We start from the raw sequence: 21,267 nt of genomic DNA, 5'->3' as shown, positions 1-21,267 counted from the left end.
AAAACATAACATTACACCGGAATTTACATTTCTAACAATGTTTCACCTGAAATTTACAGGAGGAACAGGCGCTCTTTACAAACACCCCCTACCATTAGACATGCAGACACGATTAAAGGAGGACGAGTGAGAATGAGTCTATTTAAACAGGTTCGATCAAAACTTCTGCCGGCGGCAGCCGTATCCGTGCTGACAGCCGGTCTGATTGCGGGCGCGGGGCTTCAGCACTCCGAACAGGCTGCGGCAAAAAAACAGCCTGACAAAAACGAAATCAGAAACGTCATCTTCATGGTCGGCGACGGAATGGGCGCTCCCTATATGAACGCCTACCGTTCGGTCATTAACAAAGGAAAGCCTTCGGATGGTATGAAACTGACGGCATTCGACCCCAATCTCACCGGTATGATGATGACTTACCCTGACGACCCTGATTCCAATATTACCGATTCCGCGGCGGCAGGCACGGCAATGGCCACGGGTGTGAAAACGTATAACGCGGCGATCGGAGTCGATAAAAAAGGAAAGCGGGTAAAATCCGTCCTCGAAGAAGCGAAACAAAGAGGGAAATCCACCGGACTTGTCGCAACTTCGGAGATTGCCCACGCCACCCCTGCGGCATTCGGAGCCCATAATAAATCCCGAAAGAACATGGATGACATCGCAAGCAGCTACTTTGATGACCGCATCAACGGAAAACAGAAAGTCGATGTGCTCCTCGGAGGCGGCAAGTCAAACTTTATCCGTAAAGACCGCAATGTAACAAAGGATTTCAAAAAAGCGGGATACAGCTACGTGACATCAAAACAGGAGCTTAAAAAGGATCGTAACAAGAAGATTCTCGGCTTGTTTGCCGATGGCGGACTCGACAAAGCAATCGACCGCTCAAACGCCGTCCCTTCATTAGAAGACATGACAACGGCGGCGATCGACAGGCTGAACACGAATAAAAATGGGTTTTTCTTAATGGTCGAAGGCAGCCAAATTGACTGGGCGGGACATGACAATGATATAGTCGGCGCAATGAGCGAAATGAAGGATTTTGAAAAAGCGTATAAAGCAGCGATCGCATTTGCCAAAAAGGACAAACATACGCTTGTCGTTGCCACGGCTGATCATACCACCGGCGGATTGACGATCGGCGCGAATGACGATAAAAACTGGCATGTTGAACCGATTCTTGCCGCAAAAAAAACCCCGGCATTTATGGCTGACCAAATCAAAGCAGGCAAATCCGTATCTTCCGTGCTTGCGCGCTATACAGACCTGAAATGGTCAAAAGCTGAAATCAAACAGATCGAAACTGCCGCAAAACAGAATGCTGACAAGAGCATCTACAAAGCAATCATTAAGCTCTTTAATGCGAAAACCAACAGCGGCTGGACAACCGGCGATCATACAGGCGAAGAAGTTCCCGTTTACGCATACGGTCCGGGAAGAGAGTCATTTACGGGGCTTTTAAACAACACGGACCAGGCCAAAAAGATCTTTCACATCCTGAAACACGGAAAATAAAAAAGGATGCGGGGGTTTCCCCGCATCCTTTCTTCTTTTACAGATATCTCCGGTGCACTCCTTTGCCGTCATACGAAAACATCACTTCTCTGTCTTCAAGAACAGATTCGATGTGCACGCTCCTGCCCCACAGCTGGTACAGATACGGCAGCACTTTCTCCAAATATTTCAGATCAAGCTCAATTCCCTCATACCAATGTTTAATATAAAGCTCATTATTCTTCAGGTAATCCCCGTCATTGACGGTCAGATAAGGAAATCCCCCGTTGACCCGCATGTTCACGAGCTGGTCGCGCACGGCCTTCCATTCTTTGTCGATCACTTTATAGTCCCTGCCCTGCTTTTGGAATAAATACAAATCCTCACGCATCACGAGATCTTTCGTCAAATAATTGCGGATAAATGATATATCCGATTCAATTTCCCTGACCTCAAACATTTTCTCGCGTCCGGAACCGGGCTTTACTCCTGTTTTTTTCATTTCATCTGTCGGGTTGTCATAACGCTCTTCGATGTCTTCAAAAATTTTCAGCCCTAAATAATACGGGTTGATTCCCGTTTTTGACGGCTGGACAACGCCTGCGTTCAGTTTCGCAAATTCGATGGCTTCATCTGAAGTCAGGTCAAGCTCGCGGATAATCCGCTGATGCCAATAGGATGCCCAGCCTTCGTTCATGATTTTCGTTTCCAGCTGCGGCCAGAAATACAGCATTTCTTCTCTCATCATGGTTAAAATGTCACGCTGCCACGGTTCAAGCTCCCGCGAATGTTCTTCGATAAACAGCAGAATATCTTTTTCCGGCCGGGGCGGAAACGGTTTTTTCCCTTTTTTCTTTTTCACCTGCTTCGGCTTATCCATTCCCCATAAATCATCGTAAGGCGATGGCGCGGTTTCTTCTTCGTCCTCCTCTTCGTCATCGACGCTCCACAGCAGCTTCGGCCTGACGAGCGACGGATCGATATGCTCCTGAACCGCCAGAATGGCATCTAAAAAGGACTCCACCTCTTTTATCCCGTGAATTCTTTCATAATGCTTAATCCGCTCCGCCGCAGCCGCCATACTCTCAACCATGTCCCGGTTCGTATTTTGAAAGCGGCAGTTATGTTTGAAAAAATCACAATGGGCAAGAACATGGGCTACAATTAATTTATTTTGGATCAGCGAATTGCTGTCCAGCAAAAAAGCGTAGCAAGGGTTGGAATTAATGACAAGTTCATAAATTTTGCTCAAACCGAGATCATAATGGAGTTTCATCTTGTGAAATTGTTTGCCGAAACTCCAATGGCTGAATCTCGTCGGCATGCCGTACGCGCCGAATGTATAAATAATCTCAGCCGGACAAATTTCATATCTCATCGGGTAGAAATCAAGGCCGAAACCCTTCGCAATGTCGGTTATTTCCTCAATTGCCCGCTGTAAACCTTTTGTCTCCTCCGCGTTCAACCGAATCCCCCCTACTTGGACTTATTTATAATGTATGACCCCTCCTCTCAAAAGATGAAATAACAGACCGGTTTCCGTCTGAAAACTTTCGGCACATCCGCCCCGTTTGCTTTATATGTAAGTGGGTAAAACACACACCATACCCCAAAAAGAAAAGGAGCGATTCTACTTGAATACAGCAGACATGCTTACGACGTATCTCAGCAAACTCCCGAATCTGATCATCGCACTGCTCGTCCTGCTTATCGGCTGGGGCATTGCCAAAATCATTGAAAAAGCCGTATACAAAGGCCTGCAAAAAACAAAAATCGACGACAGGCTGTTCGCCGAAAAAAAGCCGGCGCGCTATTCCTCAGAAAAAGTCATCAGTAAAGTCATTTATTTTATCGCATTAATCATCGTTTTTATTCTATTCTTTAACATTCTGCATCTGACAACCGTGGCTTCGCCTTTTGTCAGCATGCTGTCAGCGATAACGGCGGCTGTGCCGAGCATTTTAAAAGCCGGCCTGATTCTGCTGTTGGGCTGGGCGGCCGCTTCGCTTTTCAGCTATCTCGTCAAAAAAGCGGGCATGAAACTCGCTGAAAACGGCCGGCTCAGAAAATGGACAATGGTGTCTGAAGAAGCGGAGATGAGCAGATCCGTTACGGCCGCTTCACGAATCGTTTTTTACTTCGTCTTGCTCTTGTTCCTGCCCGGCGTCTTGGCCGCTCTCCAAATCAGCGGAGTATCAGGGCCGTTTACAAATATGATCCAAAGCGTTTTGTCCTTTATACCGAAATTATTCGCCGCGGCACTGATTGTTTTAATCGGCTGGCTTGTTGCCCGTCTCGTCCGTGATATCGTCACAAACTTTCTGGCGAGTATCGGCACGGAAAGGCTCGCCGCACGTATGGGGCTTTCTATATACCTGAAGGATACAAGCCTGTCGGCAATCATCGGAACGATTGTCTACGTGCTGATTTTCATTCCGGTGATCATTTCTGCGCTTGACCGGCTTGATGTGGCGGGTATTTCTGAACCGGCGTCAGCCATGCTGCACACGGTCTTCACAATGCTCCCTAATATCATCATCGGTATCGTGCTGATCATCGCCGGCATCTGGATCGGAAAATGGGTCAACAGCATTGTATCCGGGCTCCTGCACCGGGCCGGTTTCGACTCTCTTCTCGGTAAAATGGGCTTTGAACAGGCGGGTACCCCGAAGCTGACGCTTTCTCAGACGGTCGGCATGATTGTTCAGATCATCATCGTCCTGCTGTTTACGGCAGAGGCGCTGCAGCTTGTTCATCTCGAATTTCTCGTCGTTATCGCAACAGGTATTATCGCTTACCTGCCTAATGTTCTGGCCGCTGTATTTATTCTCGGAATCGGACTTTTGGCCGGACAGCTCGTCAGCAGGCTGCTTGCCGGCATGCTGAGCGGAAAGGAATTCAGATTCCTGGCGCCGCTTGCGAAATATACCATTATCACTCTTTCAATCTTTATGGCGCTGGATCAGCTCGGTGTCGCCGACACGATCGTAAATGCCGCGTTTATTCTGATTCTGGGCGGTTTCGCGCTTGCCTTCGGACTTTCATTCGGTCTTGGCGGAAAAGATTTCGCCTCCCGTTATCTCGCAAAATTGGATCGCAAAATTGAAAAACATCAATCGGCTGACGATCGTAAGCCGCCGATGTCTTAACTCAAAAAAAAAAAACGTGCGCTCAGAAGGAGCGCACGTTTTTTTTTTTGAGTTAAGGGGGCAAATTCCTTTTTTTTCATTTTAGATTCATATATGATAGACTGTAACAGAAGCAAAATCTCTTTTTTCGAGGTCATTCTATGAAATTAACGAACTATACCGATTATTCTTTACGCGTTTTGATTTTTTTGGCTTCCAGACATTCCGACGAACTTTCCAACATAAAAGAAATCGCAGATACTTATTCCATCTCTAAAAACCACCTCATGAAAGTCATTTACCGCCTCGGCCAGCTCGGGTATGTCGAAACGATCCGGGGCCGGGGAGGCGGAATCCGTTTAGGAATGACACCGGAAGACATAAACATTGGAGAAGTCGTTCGAAATACAGAAGACGACTTTAACATCGTAGAATGCTTTGACTCCCAAAAAAATCTCTGTATCATATCTCCCGCCTGCAACTTAAAGAACCTTCTGAATGAAGCCCTGCAAGCTTACCTGGCCGTTTTAGACAAATATACGTTAAGGGATCTGGTCAAAAACAAAGAGGAGATTATGAGACTGCTCAGAAGCTGAAGGAATGCCCGCATTCCTTCTTTTTTTTATGCCGGCATAAGAAAAAAGGACTATTTCTATTAATATGATAAACGATTGCAGACAAGTGCCGATATAAAGATTATCATTACTGATATCCTCACCTTGCGGCTGCAACGAATGGGGATAGTAAAATCATCGCAGGAAAAGGGAGATTCATTATGAGAAAAAAGGTAGCGGTCGGTTTGACTGCATCTGCGATCGTCGGGTCTGCGTTAGCTGTAACACCGGCAGAAGCACAAACGATTAAGGTTAAAAGCGGAGATTCATTATGGAAGCTTGCCCAAAACTACAATACGAGCGTGGATGCCATTACATCAGCCAATCATCTAAAATCCACCGTTCTTTCTATCGGGCAGACGCTCAACATTCCTAACGGCAAATCAGATTCCGGCAGCAAAAATCCATCTTCAAAGAACAGCGGCACGACTAAAAGCGTTTATACAGTGAAAAGCGGCGACTCGCTGTGGCTGATCGCATCTGATTTTAAAATGTCCGTACAGGAACTGAAAAAATTGAACGGTCTGACAAGCGACTTAATCCGCGCGGGACAGAAGCTGCAAGTGACGGGGAAAGTTTCCTCAAGCACCGATCAGAAAAAAACCACGCCGGGCAGCAGCTCAAACAGCAGCAAAAAGCAGTCATCATCTTCCGGGACGTATAAAGTCAAACTCGGCGATTCACTATGGAAGATCGCAAACAGCGTCAATATGACCATTGCGGAACTCAAAGTATTAAACAACTTAAAAACGGATACGATCTACGTAAACCAAGTCCTGAAAACAAAAGGAACGTCTTCTTCGGGAAACACGCCGTCAAAGGACAATTCAAACCAAAATAAAAACCAGACGCAAACGTCCTCCTATACAGTAAAAAGCGGAGACTCACTCTGGAAAATCGCAAACGCATACAATATGACGGTTCAGCAAATCAGAAGCATCAACAAACTGACGTCAGACATGCTTCGGGTCGGACAAGTGCTTAAGCTGACCAAAACGTCATCTTCCGGCTCTTCGACTTCACCGTCAACTCCGAACCAGTCCGGAAATACAGGGAAAACCACTACATATACCGTGAAAAGCGGGGATTCTTTATGGGTGATCGCCCAAAAGTTCAATGTGACCGCCCAGCAGATCCGCGAGAAAAACAATCTGAAAACAGATGTTCTTCAAATCGGACAAAAGCTGACGATTACCGGGCAGCAGACAAACACGACTCCGAATCAGTCCGGCAACACAGGCGGCACAGGTTCAACAAGCGCGAAGATTAATGTAATGATCGATGCCGCAAAAGCTCAGCTGGGCGTACCGTATGTATGGGGCGGGACGACGCCGAGAGGCTTTGACTGCAGCGGTTTCATTTATTACGTTCTCAATAAGGTCACTTCTGTATCCAGACTTTCAGCCGCAGGCTACTGGAATACGATGACATCAGTCAGCCAGCCGGCGGTCGGTGACTTTGTCTTTTTCTCAACTTATAAAGCCGGACCTTCCCACGTCGGTATTTATCTCGGGAACGGCCAGTTTATTAATGCCAACGATTCGGGTGTCGTTATTTCCAGCATGAACAATTCCTATTGGAAACAGCGTTACCTCGGCGCAAAACGTTTCTTCTGATATCTGACAAGCTGTACGGCCTCAATAAGGCTGTGCAGCTTTTTTTACAGTCTGAAAATATTAATGCTGATCACGTGTTTTGTTACGGGATGGAAATACACTTCAGCACGGGATGAAAACGTTTCTTTTGCTGTTTGCACCGTTACGCGAAACACATCTTTCGTCTGTTCCCGGTTCACTTTTGTACGGCCCATGTACGAATAATCGGTAAGCTCGGCCCCCTTGTATTCACGTTCAAGCTGGTTCCATGCGAGCTGCTCCCATTTTTCAACTGACGGATCAAGGTGTTCTGTATGCCCTTTTTCAGCGATCGAGGCAATGAGAATGCCGCAAAACAAGAGGGCAAGCACAAATGGAAGGGATTTCATCTTTATGTTCTCCTGAGTCGTTTTTTGTCAATCTTAGCGTGTCCAAAGAAGAGACGGATATGCGGTTTTATTTTATGTCTCCCTCATATTGCTATGCCGCTGTGATAAGGCCACCAACTTTTCCCCCGTTGCATCGGTCTTCGGCGGCATAAACTAACGGAGAACTTCTCATTGAAAGGAGAAGCGTTAGATGGATCATGCCGATTATGACAAAGCCTTGTATTACACACACCGGTCTCAATGGGACAATTTGTTAATATTGATGGTTCGTACAAAAGATGATTTATTATCAAAGCGTATTGAGCACTTTCTGCACGCGTATCATTTCGAATATGATCATGCGGTGCTTGAAAAAGAGCTGTATTCTCTTCTCGGGTATATTGATCATGCGACAGAGCTCGCTTATGAAGATCAATTAGCCATGCTGACATAAAAACAATCCCGGCGTCAGACGCCGGGATTTCTTATGTTTGTGAACATATTCAGCTCTTCGATCATCTCTTTCAGGCTGACAGCCATATCCTCAGATACGGTCCGGCGCTCCATGTCGATGTGAATCGGGTCTAAGACCAGCTGTTTCGGGATGACATTTGCATAGACGCCCCGCATGACCGTCCGCATATTCGCCAGCGCGTTCATGCCTCCTTTTCCTCCGCCCGCCGCGGCCATGATTGCCACCGGTTTGTATGCCCAGTGATCGCTGCTTAAAAAATCAATGGCGTTTTTTAAAGCGCCGCTCATGCCGCTGTGATACTCGGGAGATAATAAGACGACGGCCGCCGACTTTTTCACCTGCCGCCTTAACTCTTGCACTGAAGGCAGCTCGTTCTGTTCTTCTTCACCGTTATAAAGCGGCAGATCACTTTCGCTCAAATCAATAAAATCGGTATGAAACCGATCTCTTATATAAGAAGCGGCAATTCTAGTCCGCCCGTTTTTTCTCGGTGTGCCGCTGATCACTAATATGCTCATGATTTTACCGCCTTTCCAAAAACATTATATTTTACCGCATACAATGCCGCCTGCGTCCGATCGGAAAGATTCAGCTTTGACAGCAGGTTGGACACGTGGGTTTTCACTGTTTTTTCTGAAATAAACAGTGCCGCCGCAATTTCCTTATTGCTTTTCCCTTTGGCTATTTCTTGAAGAACATCTTTTTCACGAGGGGTGAGCTGATCATATTTTTCCTTATCCTGATCATCCTGAACCATATGGGTCAGCACGTGAGGCACAATATCCGCCGACAGCCGGTAACGTCCGGAATACACTTCCCAGAGCGTTTTCACTAAATCATCGGGCTGGGCGTCTTTCAGCTGATACGCTTTTGCGCCGGCTTTAAGGGCGGGAATGACATGCTCCTGATCAGAATAGCTCGTCAAAACGACGATACTGATGTCCGGAAATCGTTCAGCCGCAATTTTTGCCGCTTCTATGCCGTCCATATCAGGCATTGATAAATCCATCAGAATGATGTCCGGCTCCGTCTTTTCAGCTTGCTGAAGCGCTTCAGCACCGGTGGACGCCTCACCGACAACTTCAATGTCTTCCTGAGTGGCGAAGAAATAGCGCAGTCCTTTGCGGACAACGTGATGATCATCAGCAATCACAATTTTCATCAATCAGACCTCCTGTCCCGAAACGGAAGCCGAACGGAGACAATCGTTCCGGCGCCAAGCTCGGATTGCAATGTAAAGCGGCCTCCGATTGCTTCGGCGCGCGCTTTCATGCCGGTCACGCCGAGCGACGGCAGCCCCGTATGCGTATCTGCGCTGAAGCCCGCTCCACGGTCGCTAATATGAAGCTCCGCGCAATCCGGCTTTTTAACGGCGGAAATGATAACCCGGTCCGTTCCCGCATGCTTTTTACAGTTATTCAAGGCTTCCTGGGCGATCCGCCAAAGCGCGTGTTCCTGTTCATCCGTAAGCTCCAGCTCATCCTCCATTTCACAAACGGCTTCCAGGCCGATAAGAGCGGCATAGCTTTTGATCGACGCATACAGCCCTTTCGTCAAACTTTCCGGCTTCAGCTGCCAAATAAGCGCCCTCATTTCTGTTAGCGCATCCTGAGACAGCTCTTGAATAAACGTAATCATCTGCCGGAGCCGATCATCATCTGTAAAGCTCTTTGCGGCTTTTGCCGTTAAGCTGACAGAAAACAGCATCTGATTGACGGAATCATGCAGCTCTTGCGCAAGTCTGCTTCGTTCCATCAACAGGGCGTTCTGCTGCTCAAATTCGGCCAATTTCATCCGCTGAATCGCCGTTCCGATTTGAAATGCAACCGCTTCAAGCAGATGCAGTTCTTCTTCGTTGAAAAATGTCTTTTCGCTTGCGGCGACGTTTAATAAACCGAACTTCCGGCCGCCGTCCTCAAGCGGTACGGTCGCATGATGGGTAATGCCCTCCGTATCGCGGCAGTTCGTCGTCTGTTCCGCAAATTCAATCCGTTTACAATTCATTATGTTTACGGCCTTTGTCAATCCGCCATTGCTGAATTTGGTCAGACAATAGCATTCCCCGCTGCACATGAGTGCATTTTCCCGCTGACCGAGAGCCGGCGGTAAATAAGCGGATGCGGCGAGCGTATAAGATCCGTCCGGCTCAATCAGAAAAATCCACCCTGTCTGCAGCCCGGTCAGGCTGAGCAGTTCGCGAAGCACTTTATCAAGCGCTTCCTTTAAATCGTGGCTTTGGTTTAAGGTTTCCGCAATCGCTTTTAACGTTTTTAACGTTTCTACCGTCGTTTTCGTCAATTTCCCTCACTCCGGCCAATCAGAATTATCCATATTATATCAATTCTTTTCTGTATATTCCTTTGTTTTCAGCATGAATTTTCCTCATACTTTCGGATGAGGCGTATAAAAAAACCGCCGGATGTCGCTTCCGGCGGTTTGTTGTTTATTTCGTTTTTTCCACTATGCCATCCACCGTTTTCATGACAGCTTCAGATAATGCGGCAAGACGCTGTTCGCTGTCTTGTAAAGAAGTTCCCTTCACGGCGAAATAGAACTTCACTTTCGGCTCCGTTCCCGATGGACGAAGGCAGAACCAAGAGCCGTCTTCAAGGAAATATTTCAGGACATTTGACTTCGGCAGATCAATATCTTCTTCATGATGATCGGCAAATACAGTCCGTTTTCCCGTTGAATAGTCTTCAGCCTGCGTGATTTGTTTTCCGGCCATCTGCTTCGGCGGATCGTTTCGGAAGGAAGTCAGGATAGCGGAAATCTGCTCTGCTCCCTGTTTTCCTTTTAACGTCAATGACTTCAAGTCTTCACGGTAATAACCGTATTCTTTAAAAATGGACAGCAGCGCGTCATAAAGCGACATGCCCTGCTTTTTATAAAAGGCGCATACCTCGACGGCTAACAGTGCAGCCTGTATCGCGTCTTTGTCACGCGCGAAATCGCCGATTAAGTAGCCGTAGCTTTCTTCATACCCGAACTGGAACGTGTATTGGCCTGATTTTTCATATTCTTTGATCTTTTCACCGATAAATTTGAAGCCTGTCAGTGTGTCAACCGTATCTAATCCGAACGATGAAGCGACGGCGCGGCCCAATTCGCTCGTGACAATCGTTTTCATGACGACACCGTTTTCAGGAAGGGCGCCCTGTTTTTTCTTCTCGGAAAGCAGGTAATGCAATAAAAGCGCGCCTGTCTGGTTTCCCGTCAGCACTGTGTACTTGCCTTCGCTGTTTTTTACCGCAATGCCGAGACGGTCGGCATCCGGGTCCGTAGCGACGAGAATATCGGCATTTTGTTCTTCTCCGAGCTTAATGGCATATTCGAATGCCGCGTGCTCTTCCGGATTCGGCGATTTGACGGTTGAAAAATCCGGGTCCGGCAGCTCTTGCTCCTTTACGACGGTGACGTTTTTGTAACCGAGTGCTTCGAGACCGCGGCGCACCGGTTTATTTGCCGTGCCGTGCAGCGGAGTGAACACGACGCTGACATCCACTTCATCCGAAAGCTCGGGATGTACGGAGATGGAAGTCAGTTTTTCAGTATATGGTTTATCAATTTCTTCACCGATTATTTTAATCAAACCTTTTTCTTTCAGCGACTGTTCATCTTCAACTTGAATCGTTAATTCATTTTCTATGGCATTCACTTCCGCAATGACGATGTCCGCTTCTTTCGGCGGCAGCTGTGCGCCGTCATCGCCATACACTTTATATCCGTTATATTCAGGCGGGTTATGGCTGGCCGTCACGACGATACCGGCATAAGCGTTCAGCTTTCTCACCGCAAAAGACAGCTCAGGCGTCGGGCGGAGCTCATCAAATACGTATGTTTGAATGCCTTGGGAAGCAAGGGTTTTTGCAGCTTCCATCGCAAACTCAGGAGATTTATGACGGGAGTCGTATGCGATCGCAACCCCTCTTTTTTTCGCGTCTTCCCCCTGTTTCGCGATATACGCCGCAAGTCCGGCGGATGCTTTGCGGACCGTGTAAATATTCATCCTGTTCGTACCCGGCCCGATTTCTCCTCTCATGCCTCCTGTTCCGAACTCAAGATTTTTGTAGAAAAAATCTTCCAGCAGCTGCTCGTTTCCTTCTGCGTCCGCCAATAATTTTTTCAATTCTGAATCTAATTGTTCGGCCTGATTCCAGCGTTCGTAACTCTTACTCCAACTCATGTTCGTCCTCCTATAATTTCAGCTTATGACCATATTTTAATATGAAGCGGCTGCCCGTGTCACTTGATAACTTAACCAAATGCTTTATGTAAAAAGATAAAAGAAGGGCTCATGCCTTTTCGGCACAGCCCTCCGGTTATTATTGTTCGAGCGGAACAACCGCGTCGTGCAGCAGCGTATTTAACCACTCAGTGTGTTTTTCTTTCGTTTCGTCATTCCATTGGAATCGGTCGCTCATGTAATCAATCACGGCTGTTTTATACGTTTGCACCCATTTGATGTCGAAGAACAGTCTTCCCGTTCTGCGGACGAAGAAATCGGCAGGTGTCGCAGCCATTTCTTCTTCGATGCTGTAAGCCGCTTCCGCCAGAATGTGAACCGGAATCTGGCGTTTTTCCGCTTCGTCTTTCAGACCTTCAATCCGGCTGAATACATTTTCAACGTTAGAGCCGTATCTGATGGCTAACTGCTTAGCGGTTTCCTGTGATAAACCGATTTTCAAGCCGTCTTTTGTCTTTGCTTCCACAAATGACTCGAAGTTTTTAGAGCCGCCGACATGTCCGCCGGAAATCGGCATCGTCTTCGTCTTGCAGCCGCCGAAGTCCTGGCCGCCCTCTTCTTTCAAGCGGTCGCGGACAAGATCGACAATGTGCTCAGCCATTTTACGGTAGCCCGTCAGTTTTCCTCCGGCGATCGTAATCAGGCCTGATTGAGATGTCCAGATTTCATCTTTACGGGAGATCTCAGACGGGTCTTTCCCTTCTTCGTGAATAAGCGGTCTGAGGCCGGCCCAGCTTGATTCAATATCGTCCGCCGTAATGTTCAGTTCCGGGAACATATAATTGATGGAGCTGACGACATAATCGCGATCCTGCACCGTCATCCGCGGGTGCTCAAGTTTTTGTTTGTAAACCGTATCGGTCGTACCCACGTATGTTTTTCCTTCACGCGGAATGGCGAACACCATCCGGCCGTCCGGCGTATCAAAGTACACCGCCTGTTTAAGCGGGAATACGGATTGGTCGAATACGAGATGGACCCCTTTTGTGTGCTGAAGATGTTTTCCGCTTTTGCTGTGGTCTTTTTCTCTCAGCTCGTCGACCCACGGACCTGTCGCATTGACGATTTTTTTGGCGTAAACTTTGTATTCCTTGCCTGACAGCAGATCTTCAATTAAAACGCCGACAACTTTTCCTTTTTCATAAAGCAGTTCTTTCACTTTAGAATAGTTGACAGGCTCCGCACCGAATTTAACGGCTTCTTTCATGACTTCAATCGTCAGTCTCGCATCGTCCGTCCGGTACTCTACATAATAGCCTCCGCCTTTTAAGCCGTCTTTTTTGACGAGCGGCTCTTTTTGCAGCGTTTCTTTAGCAGACAGCATGCTTCTGCGCTCTGATTTTTTTACTCCCGCTAAATAGTCATACACACGCAGGCCGATGGAAGTAGAGAATGAACCGAACGTGCCGCCTTTATGAAACGGCAGCAGCATCCATTCCGGCGTCGTGACGTGCGGGCCGTTTTCGTACACGATGGCACGTTCCTTACCGACTTCTGCAACCATTTTGACTTCAAATTGCTTCAGATAACGCAAACCGCCGTGGACAAGCTTTGTGGATCTGCTTGATGTGCCGGCCGCGAAATCCTGCATTTCGCTCAAAGCGACTTTCATTCCCCTTGAAGCAGCGTCAAGCGCCGTACCGGCACCCGTAATACCTCCCCCTATAATAAACAGATCGTATGTTTTTTTAGTCATGTCTTCCAGCATATGATCCCGTTCCAAACTTGAAAATTGGTGATTCATCATTACGTTTCCTCCTTGTTGTCACGGTATAGAAAAAGAGACCACAACAGCCAAAGCGCAGTTATCACTTTGGTGCTGTGGTCTCTCCTCATCTCAGGACCGTTCCTATTAACTTGTTTTCAGTATACCACATTTTTATCTTATTTAAAAGCCATAGCTGCATTTACTGCTTTTTTCCATCCGCCGTACAATTCATCGCGTTTTTCATCTTCCATTTCCGGTTTGAATTGCTTATCAAGGTTCCATTGATCAGCGATTTCAGTGCTGTCCTTCCAGTAGCCGACAGCGATTCCGGCCAAATACGCGGCACCGAGCGCCGTCGTTTCATTAATTTCCGGACGTTCGACCGGCACATCAAGCAAGTCGCTCTGGAACTGCATGAGGAAGTTATTTTTTACCGCTCCGCCGTCTACACGCAATGTTTTTAAAGAGATGCCTGAATCAGCCTCCATGGCATCAAGCACATCTTTCGCCTGATAAGCGAGAGATTCAAGCGTAGCCCGGATAAAATGCTCCTTCGTCGTTCCGCGTGTCAGGCCGAAAACTGAGCCGCGCACGTCACTGTCCCAGTACGGTGTGCCTAATCCGACGAAAGCGGGCACGACATAAACACCGTCAGCGGAATCCACACGCTCTGCGTATGTCTCGCTTTCTTTTGAATCTTGGAACATCCGCATGCCGTCTCTCAGCCATTGGATGGCAGAACCTGCGACAAAGATGCTTCCTTCCAGTGCATACTCGACTTTTCCGTCTAATCCCCAGGCAATTGTCGTCAGAAGGCCGTGATCAGAAGTGATGGCTTTTTCTCCGGTATTCATCAGCATAAAGCAGCCTGTGCCGTATGTGTTTTTCCCCATGCCTTCTTCAAAGCACGCCTGACCGAACAGCGCAGACTGCTGGTCTCCGGCCGCTCCCGCAATCGGAATGTTTTTACCGAAGAAATGATAATCAACCGTTTTCGCGTACACATGAGAAGACGGTTTCACTTCCGGCAGCATTGATTTCGGCACGCCTAAAATATCAAGCAGCTCGTCATCCCATTTTAATTCATGTATATTAAACATCAGCGTTCTTGAAGCGTTGGAATAATCCGTTACGTGCGCCGCCCCTCCGGACATTTTCCAGATGAGCCATGAATCAATCGTTCCGAACAGAAGACTTCCGTTTTCCGCTTTTTCCCGCGCGCCTTCTACATTGTCAAGAATCCATTTGACTTTCGTTCCTGAGAAATAAGGGTCGATCAAAAGTCCCGTTTTTTCTCTGAATGTATCATTATATCCTTTTTCACGAAGCTCTTCGCAAATGCCGGATGTTTGTCTCGATTGCCATACAATCGCATTGTATACCGGCTTTCCGGTATCTTTATCCCATACGACCGTCGTTTCCCTTTGGTTCGTGATGCCGATGCCGGCAATTTGATCAGCGCTGATTCCGGACTCGGAGATCACAGTCGCGATAACGGCGAGCACCGATCCCCAAATTTCGTTCGCATTGTGCTCCACCCAGCCCGGCTGAGGGAAATGCTGTGTGAATTCCTTTTGAGCGGAATGCACGATTTTTCCTTCTTTATTAAAAAGAATCGCTCTTGAACTTGTTGTGCCTTGGTCAATTGATAAAATATAGGTCTCCATGATGCCGCTCTCCTTTTTAAATATATTCAGAATTTGATAATGTTTTCTGTGATTGAGATTTCTTGGTATAAAGATAAAGTATGAAAAGCACTACAACCATTATAACGCTTACAAACCAAAAGCTAGGTGTCACATTTCCTTTAAACGCGGCATTGTAAAATACGCCGCCGAACGCACCGCCCATGATCGGACCGATTACGGGAATCCAGGCATATTTCCAATTTGACGGCCCTTTTTTCGGAATCGGCAAAAAGGCGTGAGCGATTCTCGGCCCCAAATCCCGCGCAGGGTTGATCGCATATCCGGTCGTCCCTCCAAGAGAAATCCCGATGGCAACGATGAGGAATCCGACAATCAGCGGGTTCAGCCCTTTTGTAAATTCATTCGCTCCGATTGCCAAAATGCCGAGCACAAGCACAAACGTACCAATGACTTCACTTATCATATTCCCAAATGTATGAGGAATACTCGGGCCGGTCGAGAAAACGCCCAGTTTAGCGGCCGGATCATCCGTCGCCTTCCAATGCGGCAGATAATGAAGGTACACAACAACCGCACCGATCATTGCTCCGATCATCTGTCCTGCAATATAAACAGGGACCTCTTTCCAAGGAAAGCTGCCTTCAAGCGCAAGGCCTATCGTTAAAGCCGGATTCAAGTGGGCGCCGCTGATGCTGCCGACGGCATATGCCGCCATGGCTACTCCCAATCCCCAGCCGAATACAATAACAATCCATCCGGATTGGTATGAAAGCGATTTCTTTAAATTGACTCCCGCACAAACGCCGCCGCCGAAAATAACAAGCAGCATTGTACCGATTACTTCTCCCCAAAATGCTGTCATCATCATTCCTCCTAAATGACATAATAGCAGGTTTGACAGAGTTATAGAGAATAAAAAACCCACAACAAACCGCTTTACGCTTTATTGCTTCCGTAAAGAGCTGTTGTGGGTCTCCGGGTCTCCATCACATAGTATTAACCTAGGTCTATTGTAACAATGGGTGTAAGCGGTGTCAATCTTTTTTTGTCATAGAATGTTCATATTTAGCCCATAGGTCGGTGTCTGAAGTCGTCACGGCCGTGGCTCCTGCCTGCAAGGCGTTTTCAACGTCCTGCTCCGTGCGGATGAAGCCGCCGGCAAAAATCGGAATCCCCGTCATTTCTTTAATTTCTCTGATTAAAGTCGGAACGATGCCCGGGAGAACCTCGATAAAGTCAGGCTTATGCTTTCCGACGAATTCCATGCTTTTCTCCATGGCGCTCGTATCCAAGAGAAACAGACGCTGGATCGCGTATATTTTCTTTTGTTTCGCTTTGACGATGACTGATGATCTCGTCGAAATGATGCCCGCGGGCCGGATATCCTGGCAAATGAACTCCGCACCGTATTCATCATGCTTAATGCCGTGGATTAAATCGACGTGAACCATCAGAAGTTTTCCGTGTTTTTTCGCTTCATTCACGACACCTTTTAATTGACCGAGGTGGATATCTAAAATGACGCCGTATAAGAACGGACTTTCTAAAAATGCATCGAATTGCTTCATGTTCCGGATTGCCGGTAGAATCTGCTGGTTGTGAAAACTCATGTTTTACTCCTTTACATTAAAAATCAATGCTCAGCACGCTTTCCTTGACGGTCGAAATGATGAAAGAGAGCTCCTCGTCCGACAGGCAAAAAGGCGGAGACAGCTGAATGACATTATTATATCCCGCTACAGTATCGCCATTTTTCCCGACAAGCAGGCCTTTTTCTCTGCACGCGGTGATGACGTGCTGCACAAGGGCGGCATCAGCGGGTTCCTTCGTGATTTTGTCCTTGACGAGCTCAATGCCGGCAAGAAGGCCCTTGCCCCGTACATCTCCGACCGCCGGATGTTCTCTGAGCGGCTCAAGCTCACGGAGCAGCCTTTCTCCAAGCTCCCGGGAGCGGGCGATCAGATTTTCGTCCTCCATCAATTGCAGGTTTTTCAAGGCCAGGGCGCAGGCTGCCGGATTGCCTCCGAATGTATTCACGTGCCGGAAGCGGCCGTACGGCTCACCGCCCGAATACGCCTCAAAAATCTCCCGTTTTACTGCCGTTGCCGACAGCGGCAGATAAGCGCTCGTAATGCCTTTAGCCATTGTGACGATGTCCGGTGAAACGCCGTAATGCTGAAATCCGAACGGCTCTCCCGTGCGGCCGAAACCGCAAATGACTTCATCACTGATCAGAAGCGCGCCGTGGCGGCGGCAAATGTCCTCTACCTTTGCCATATACCCGTCCGGGGGCATCAGTATCCCTCCGCCTGTAATAATCGGTTCCATAATAACGCCGGCAATCGTTTCGCTTAACTCCCACGTCATGATCCGGTCGATTTCATGCGCGCTTTCCAATGTGACGGCATCGCCGGGATTCCGATAGAGATCAGGCGGCGCCGCGTGCAAAAAACCTTGTGAGAGCGGCTCATATTTATACTTTCTCTGCGCCTGGCCGGTAGCGGCGAGCGCCCCCATCGTATTGCCGTGATAGCCTCTGTACCGGGAGATGAATTTGAAGCGGCTGTGATCGCCGTTTTCAATGTGGTATTGGCGGGCAATTTTGAACGCGGTTTCATTTGCTTCCGATCCGCTGTTGGAAAAGAAGATTACATAATCGCCGCCGAGCCATTCATTCAATTTTTCCGCAAGCTCAATCGCGGGTTGATGGCTTTGGGTCAGCGGATAATAAGGAAGCTCCTTCAATTGGCTGTAAGCCGCATCGGCAAGTTCCTTTCTGCCGTATCCGATATTGACGCACCACAGGCCTGACATGCCGTCCAAATACCGTCTGCCGTCAATGTCCGTAACCCAGGCGCCTTCCCCTTTTTGGACGATTATGCTGTCATCCGGCTCCGCCCCTTTCATCGCGTGCCAAATCAGCTCTTTATCCTTTTGTTTGAGTGACTGATTTTTTTGTACATGTTCCACACCGCTCATCTCCCTTTCAATATCATTGCACTGTATCGAAAGCTGCCCGGCTTCTGACGCCGATTCTCTTGGTGAAGTTTTCCTCTTAATAAGAATATAAAGGCGCGGCATGGGCGAGTCAATAAAGCGGCGGCAATTAAAAAAACGCTTTCTCCCAGAAAGCGAAAGGGCTACAAGAGCATATCCCGAAACCGGGGCCGGTGCAAGTGTTTTTATAAAAAAACCCGCCCCTTAAGCGGAGCGGGCGTTTTTTTATTTCAGGTGCGTAATCCGGTAAATGTCTTTGCGCCGGTCTTTCAGCTGGCGCACGGTTCCGTTTTCACGCTGCCTTCTTAAGATTTCAAGGTCCACGTCCCCGATCACGACCATTTCGATATTCGGATTCGTTTCACCGACAATTCCGTCTCTGGCAAATTCAAAATCAGACGGAGCAAAAATAGCTGACTGCGCGTATTGAATATCCATATTTTCTGTTTGCGGCAGGTTTCCGACCGTACCTGAGATGACGGTGTAAATTTGGTTTTCAACCGCTCGCGCCTGAGAGCAGTACCTTACGCGCAAGTAGCCTTGGCGGTCTTCAGTGCAGAACGGCGTAAAGATAATTTTCGCCCCTTGATCCGCGGCAATTCTCGCAAGCTCCGGAAATTCGATATCGTAACAGATCTGAATGGCGATCTTTCCGCAGTCCGTATCAAATACGCGCACCCTGTCTCCGGCGCTGATGCCCCACCATTTCCGCTCATTCGGCGTAATGTGAAGCTTATATTGTTTTTCAATCGTGCCGTCACGTCTGAATAAGTACGCGATGTTATAAATTTTCCCCTCTTCTTCAACGAAGTGGGAGCCGCCGATGATGTTGACGTTATATTTCACCGCGAGATCTGTAAAGAGGCTGATATAGTCCTCGGTATATTCGGTAATCCTCTGAATGGCCAGACTCGGAGAACGCTCCTCGAGGAAAGACATGAGCTGCGTCGTGAAAATCTCCGGGAACACTGCGAAATCAGATCTCGCATCGGAAGCCACATCGACATAATATTCAACCTGATTGGCAAATTCCTCGAAGGAGTAAATCTTTTTCATTTCATATTGAATGACGCAGATGCGCACCGGAAATGCCGATTTGTAATAGCGCTTCGATTGCGGCAGGTAATCGACATTGTTCCATTGCATTAATGTCGCATATTTAATGGACGCGGTGTCATCCGGGAGATAATTCGGATTGATCCGCATGAGCGTAAATCCGTTCATCAGCTGGAAAGAAAGCACCGGATCATAAATCTGATGGCGCGTCACCTGTTCGACATAAGCTCTCGCCGTCATTTCTTCCGCATACTTATGATAATTCGGAATCCGCCCGCCGATAATGATGCTTTTCAGATTCAATCGTCTCGCCAAGTCTTTTCTCGCCTCATACAGCCGGTGTCCGATTTTCATCCGTCTGTATTCCGGGTGAACCATTACCTCAATCCCGTACAGATTCAATCCGTCCGGGTTGTGGTTCGTGATATAACCGTCGTCTGTAATGTCCTGCCACGTGTGGCGGTCATCATATTCATCGAAATTGATGATCAGGCTTGAGCATGAACCGATAATTTCCCCTTCGTACTCGGCGCAAAACTGACCTTCCGGAAAGTGCGCGAGATGGCTGATTAAATGCTCAGGCTCCCACGGCTCCATCCCCGGAAAACAATCCTTTTGCAGCTCAATAATTTTGTTGATATCTTTCTCTTCCATATTCCGTATGACCATTTTCTTTTCAAAACGGGTCAGATCAAGTTTCTCAGACAATGCTGCTTCCCCCTGCCGGTTCGTTTTGATCGTTCAATCGCTGTAAGAGTAATTCAAGTTCCATTTCCGCCATCGATTCCAGTCTGTGATCGTATTCTTCAAATAACAGGGCGCTTGTTACCTTATTCGGCACGATGACACATTTCATACCGGCGCGTTTGGCTGCGATTGAGCCGTTGACCGAATCCTCAAAGGCCAGACATTCAGATGGTTCAACGCCTAAATGTTCCGCAGCTTTCAGATAGAGTTCCGGATTCGGCTTCACTTCTTCTACGTCGTCAGCCGTCTGAATCACTTCAAATTCATCAAACAGGCCTAATTCCTTCAGGTGGCCCGATACCCATTTAAAATCTGAGCTGGAAGCGAGCCCCACCTTCAATCCTAATTCTTTTGCCGCGGCTAAATAAGCCTCCACCCCGGGGCGCGCCGTTTCCGTCTTCATCCGCTGTTCGAAGCGCCCGCGCCTGATCGACGTCAGTTCATCATGATCGAGCTTTCTTCCCAGCTGCTCCTCTAAATATGCGAACGGCTTAAACCCCGCGGCCGTTCCGATCACCTTTCCCCAGACGGATAAAGGCAATGTTGAACCGTGTTCCTCAAACATTTCCTGCAGCACTTCATATTCATGGGTTTCTGTATCTAAAATTAACCCGTCAAAATCAAAGATTAATGCTTTTATCAATGGTTACAGCTCCTTTAGCTAAACGTACTGACCTATGTATACACTATACCGTGAATTTCTTTCGTGTTCAAAATGTAACATTCTCACGGAAAGAAGAGCCTGCATGAGTGCAAGCTCTCTTCATCCGTTACTGTGTGTTTTGACTGGAAATATTGGAAAGAGCTGCTCCCGCAGACTCATTTGAACGCTGATCGACCGCTAAGTCTCCAAGCGCAACGATCCCGACCAGATGATTTTGATCGACAATGGGAAGGCGGCGGATTTGGTGTTGGGCCATCAGATGTGACGCCTCTTCAAGACTCATTTCCGGGTTTCCGGATACAACTGCAGAAGACATCACGTGTGAAACAGGTGTTTGGCCGTCGCGGCCTTGAGCCGTTGTTCTCAATGCGATATCACGGTCTGTCAGCATTCCTTTTAATTCGCCTCCGTCAACGACGGGAATTGCTCCGACATTATGCTGGTGCATCAGCGCAGCCGCTTCCTGAATCGTTTGATTGGGAGAAACGGTAGCCACGTGGGTAGTCATTGATTGTTTGATTGAACTCAT

Annotated in this window: 18 protein-coding genes and 1 pseudogene; 5 read left to right on the top strand and 14 right to left on the bottom strand. The window is 47.8% G+C overall.

Annotation, left to right across the window (positions count from 1 at the left end; all coding sequences use genetic code 11):
• The first annotated feature begins 132 nt into the window (after nt 1-132).
• The gene (locus tag NYE36_RS04900; protein WP_007409273.1) at nt 133-1,512 is read left to right on the top strand and encodes an alkaline phosphatase; all 1,380 of its coding nucleotides are present in this window, start codon (nt 133-135) and stop codon (nt 1,510-1,512) included.
• Between the two features lie 37 nt (nt 1,513-1,549).
• Here the strand turns inward: NYE36_RS04900 and NYE36_RS04895 are convergent, their stop codons facing one another.
• On the bottom strand, nt 1,550-2,956 hold the full coding sequence (locus NYE36_RS04895) for a SpoVR family protein (RefSeq protein ID WP_007409274.1): 1,407 nt from the start codon (nt 2,954-2,956) through the stop codon (nt 1,550-1,552).
• Between the two features lie 104 nt (nt 2,957-3,060).
• Here NYE36_RS04895 and NYE36_RS04890 point away from each other — a divergent pair.
• From NYE36_RS04890 to NYE36_RS04880, 3 genes and pseudogenes are all read left to right on the top strand, one after another.
• Nucleotides 3,061-4,640, top strand: a pseudogene (locus tag NYE36_RS04890) (mechanosensitive ion channel); the annotation flags it as partial.
• A 140-nt stretch (nt 4,641-4,780) separates the two neighbouring features.
• Nucleotides 4,781-5,215, top strand: a complete 435-nt coding sequence (nsrR, locus tag NYE36_RS04885; RefSeq protein ID WP_007409277.1) for a nitric oxide-sensing transcriptional repressor NsrR — start codon at nt 4,781-4,783, stop codon at nt 5,213-5,215.
• A 179-nt stretch (nt 5,216-5,394) separates the two neighbouring features.
• Nucleotides 5,395-6,849: a peptidoglycan endopeptidase gene (locus tag NYE36_RS04880; RefSeq protein WP_007409278.1), complete on the top strand. Its 1,455-nt coding sequence runs from the start codon at nt 5,395-5,397 to the stop codon at nt 6,847-6,849.
• Nucleotides 6,850-6,893: 44 nt separating this feature from the next.
• On the opposite strand, the gene NYE36_RS04875 is transcribed toward NYE36_RS04880, so the two are convergent.
• Nucleotides 6,894-7,217, bottom strand: coding sequence for a DUF3889 domain-containing protein (locus tag NYE36_RS04875; protein ID WP_031378436.1), 324 nt, complete (start codon nt 7,215-7,217; stop codon nt 6,894-6,896).
• Between the two features lie 190 nt (nt 7,218-7,407).
• Between NYE36_RS04875 and NYE36_RS04870 the strand changes: the two genes are divergently transcribed.
• Nucleotides 7,408-7,650 carry a YhdB family protein gene (locus tag NYE36_RS04870; RefSeq protein WP_003155335.1) on the top strand — a complete coding sequence of 81 codons (243 nt, stop codon included), beginning with the start codon at nt 7,408-7,410 and terminating at the stop codon, nt 7,648-7,650.
• A gap of 14 nt (nt 7,651-7,664) precedes the next feature.
• Here NYE36_RS04870 and NYE36_RS04865 read toward each other — a convergent pair whose 3' ends face one another.
• The 12 genes from NYE36_RS04865 to NYE36_RS04810 form a co-directional block, all read right to left on the bottom strand.
• Nucleotides 7,665-8,189: an NADPH-dependent FMN reductase gene (locus NYE36_RS04865; protein WP_007409280.1), complete on the bottom strand. Its 525-nt coding sequence runs from the start codon at nt 8,187-8,189 to the stop codon at nt 7,665-7,667.
• Nucleotides 8,186-8,833 carry a response regulator transcription factor gene (locus tag NYE36_RS04860; RefSeq protein ID WP_047935530.1) on the bottom strand — a complete coding sequence of 216 codons (648 nt, stop codon included), beginning with the start codon at nt 8,831-8,833 and terminating at the stop codon, nt 8,186-8,188. The genes NYE36_RS04865 and NYE36_RS04860 overlap by 4 nt, the downstream gene beginning before the upstream one ends.
• The gene (locus NYE36_RS04855; protein WP_020955564.1) at nt 8,833-9,969 is read right to left on the bottom strand and encodes a histidine kinase; all 1,137 of its coding nucleotides are present in this window, start codon (nt 9,967-9,969) and stop codon (nt 8,833-8,835) included. The genes NYE36_RS04860 and NYE36_RS04855 overlap by 1 nt, the downstream gene beginning before the upstream one ends.
• A gap of 145 nt (nt 9,970-10,114) precedes the next feature.
• A complete protein-coding gene (locus tag NYE36_RS04850) occupies nt 10,115-11,857 on the bottom strand; it encodes a phospho-sugar mutase (RefSeq protein ID WP_047935528.1) in 1,743 nt (580 codons plus the stop codon).
• Between the two features lie 139 nt (nt 11,858-11,996).
• A complete protein-coding gene (gene glpD, locus NYE36_RS04845; RefSeq protein WP_003155341.1) occupies nt 11,997-13,664 on the bottom strand; it encodes a glycerol-3-phosphate dehydrogenase in 1,668 nt (555 codons plus the stop codon).
• A gap of 137 nt (nt 13,665-13,801) precedes the next feature.
• The gene (gene glpK, locus NYE36_RS04840) at nt 13,802-15,292 is read right to left on the bottom strand and encodes a glycerol kinase GlpK (protein ID WP_007409284.1); all 1,491 of its coding nucleotides are present in this window, start codon (nt 15,290-15,292) and stop codon (nt 13,802-13,804) included.
• Between the two features lie 16 nt (nt 15,293-15,308).
• On the bottom strand, nt 15,309-16,136 hold the full coding sequence (locus tag NYE36_RS04835) for an MIP/aquaporin family protein (RefSeq protein WP_007409285.1): 828 nt from the start codon (nt 16,134-16,136) through the stop codon (nt 15,309-15,311).
• Nucleotides 16,137-16,308: 172 nt separating this feature from the next.
• Entirely contained in the window at nt 16,309-16,884 is a 576-nt protein-coding gene (locus NYE36_RS04830; RefSeq protein ID WP_007409286.1) for a glycerol-3-phosphate responsive antiterminator, read from the bottom strand.
• Nucleotides 16,885-16,900: 16 nt separating this feature from the next.
• Nucleotides 16,901-18,253, bottom strand: a complete 1,353-nt coding sequence (locus tag NYE36_RS04825; RefSeq protein ID WP_102422641.1) for an aspartate aminotransferase family protein — start codon at nt 18,251-18,253, stop codon at nt 16,901-16,903.
• A 243-nt stretch (nt 18,254-18,496) separates the two neighbouring features.
• Complete coding sequence (locus NYE36_RS04820) at nt 18,497-20,035, bottom strand: bifunctional GNAT family N-acetyltransferase/carbon-nitrogen hydrolase family protein (protein WP_007408451.1); 1,539 nt, start codon at nt 20,033-20,035, stop codon at nt 18,497-18,499.
• The gene (locus NYE36_RS04815) at nt 20,028-20,717 is read right to left on the bottom strand and encodes an HAD family hydrolase (RefSeq protein WP_144664037.1); all 690 of its coding nucleotides are present in this window, start codon (nt 20,715-20,717) and stop codon (nt 20,028-20,030) included. Before NYE36_RS04815 ends, NYE36_RS04820 begins: the two co-directional genes overlap by 8 nt.
• Before the next feature lie 127 nt (nt 20,718-20,844).
• A complete protein-coding gene (locus tag NYE36_RS04810) occupies nt 20,845-21,267 on the bottom strand; it encodes a CBS domain-containing protein (RefSeq protein WP_007408449.1) in 423 nt (140 codons plus the stop codon).

Origin of the sequence: Bacillus sp. FSL R5-0593 (genome assembly GCF_038603755.1) — a bacterium.
In the GTDB taxonomy this organism is placed as follows: domain Bacteria; phylum Bacillota; class Bacilli; order Bacillales; family Bacillaceae; genus Bacillus; species Bacillus velezensis.
The sequence above is the reverse complement of the archived record's forward strand: the minus strand, read 5'-3'. Positions and strand labels throughout refer to the sequence as shown.

Bases quoted from the DNA above. Each gene is read 5' to 3' on its own strand.
- NYE36_RS04865 (WP_007409280.1), bottom strand. From the start codon at position 8,189: ATGAGCATATTAGTGATCAGCGGCACACCGAGAAAAAACGGGCGGACT.
- NYE36_RS04830 (WP_007409286.1), bottom strand. From the start codon at position 16,884: ATGAGTTTTCACAACCAGCAGATTCTACCGGCAATCCGGAACATGAAG.
- NYE36_RS04860 (WP_047935530.1), bottom strand. From the start codon at position 8,833: ATGAAAATTGTGATTGCTGATGATCATCACGTTGTCCGCAAAGGACTG.
- NYE36_RS04900 (WP_007409273.1), top strand. From the start codon at position 133: ATGAGTCTATTTAAACAGGTTCGATCAAAACTTCTGCCGGCGGCAGCC.
- nsrR (WP_007409277.1), top strand. From the start codon at position 4,781: ATGAAATTAACGAACTATACCGATTATTCTTTACGCGTTTTGATTTTT.
- glpK (WP_007409284.1), bottom strand. From the start codon at position 15,292: ATGGAGACCTATATTTTATCAATTGACCAAGGCACAACAAGTTCAAGA.
- NYE36_RS04880 (WP_007409278.1), top strand. From the start codon at position 5,395: ATGAGAAAAAAGGTAGCGGTCGGTTTGACTGCATCTGCGATCGTCGGG.
- NYE36_RS04850 (WP_047935528.1), bottom strand. From the start codon at position 11,857: ATGAGTTGGAGTAAGAGTTACGAACGCTGGAATCAGGCCGAACAATTA.
- NYE36_RS04875 (WP_031378436.1), bottom strand. From the start codon at position 7,217: ATGAAATCCCTTCCATTTGTGCTTGCCCTCTTGTTTTGCGGCATTCTC.
- glpD (WP_003155341.1), bottom strand. From the start codon at position 13,664: ATGATGAATCACCAATTTTCAAGTTTGGAACGGGATCATATGCTGGAA.
- NYE36_RS04870 (WP_003155335.1), top strand. From the start codon at position 7,408: ATGGATCATGCCGATTATGACAAAGCCTTGTATTACACACACCGGTCT.
- NYE36_RS04825 (WP_102422641.1), bottom strand. From the start codon at position 18,253: ATGAGCGGTGTGGAACATGTACAAAAAAATCAGTCACTCAAACAAAAG.
- NYE36_RS04835 (WP_007409285.1), bottom strand. From the start codon at position 16,136: ATGACAGCATTTTGGGGAGAAGTAATCGGTACAATGCTGCTTGTTATT.
- NYE36_RS04810 (WP_007408449.1), bottom strand. From the start codon at position 21,267: ATGAGTTCAATCAAACAATCAATGACTACCCACGTGGCTACCGTTTCT.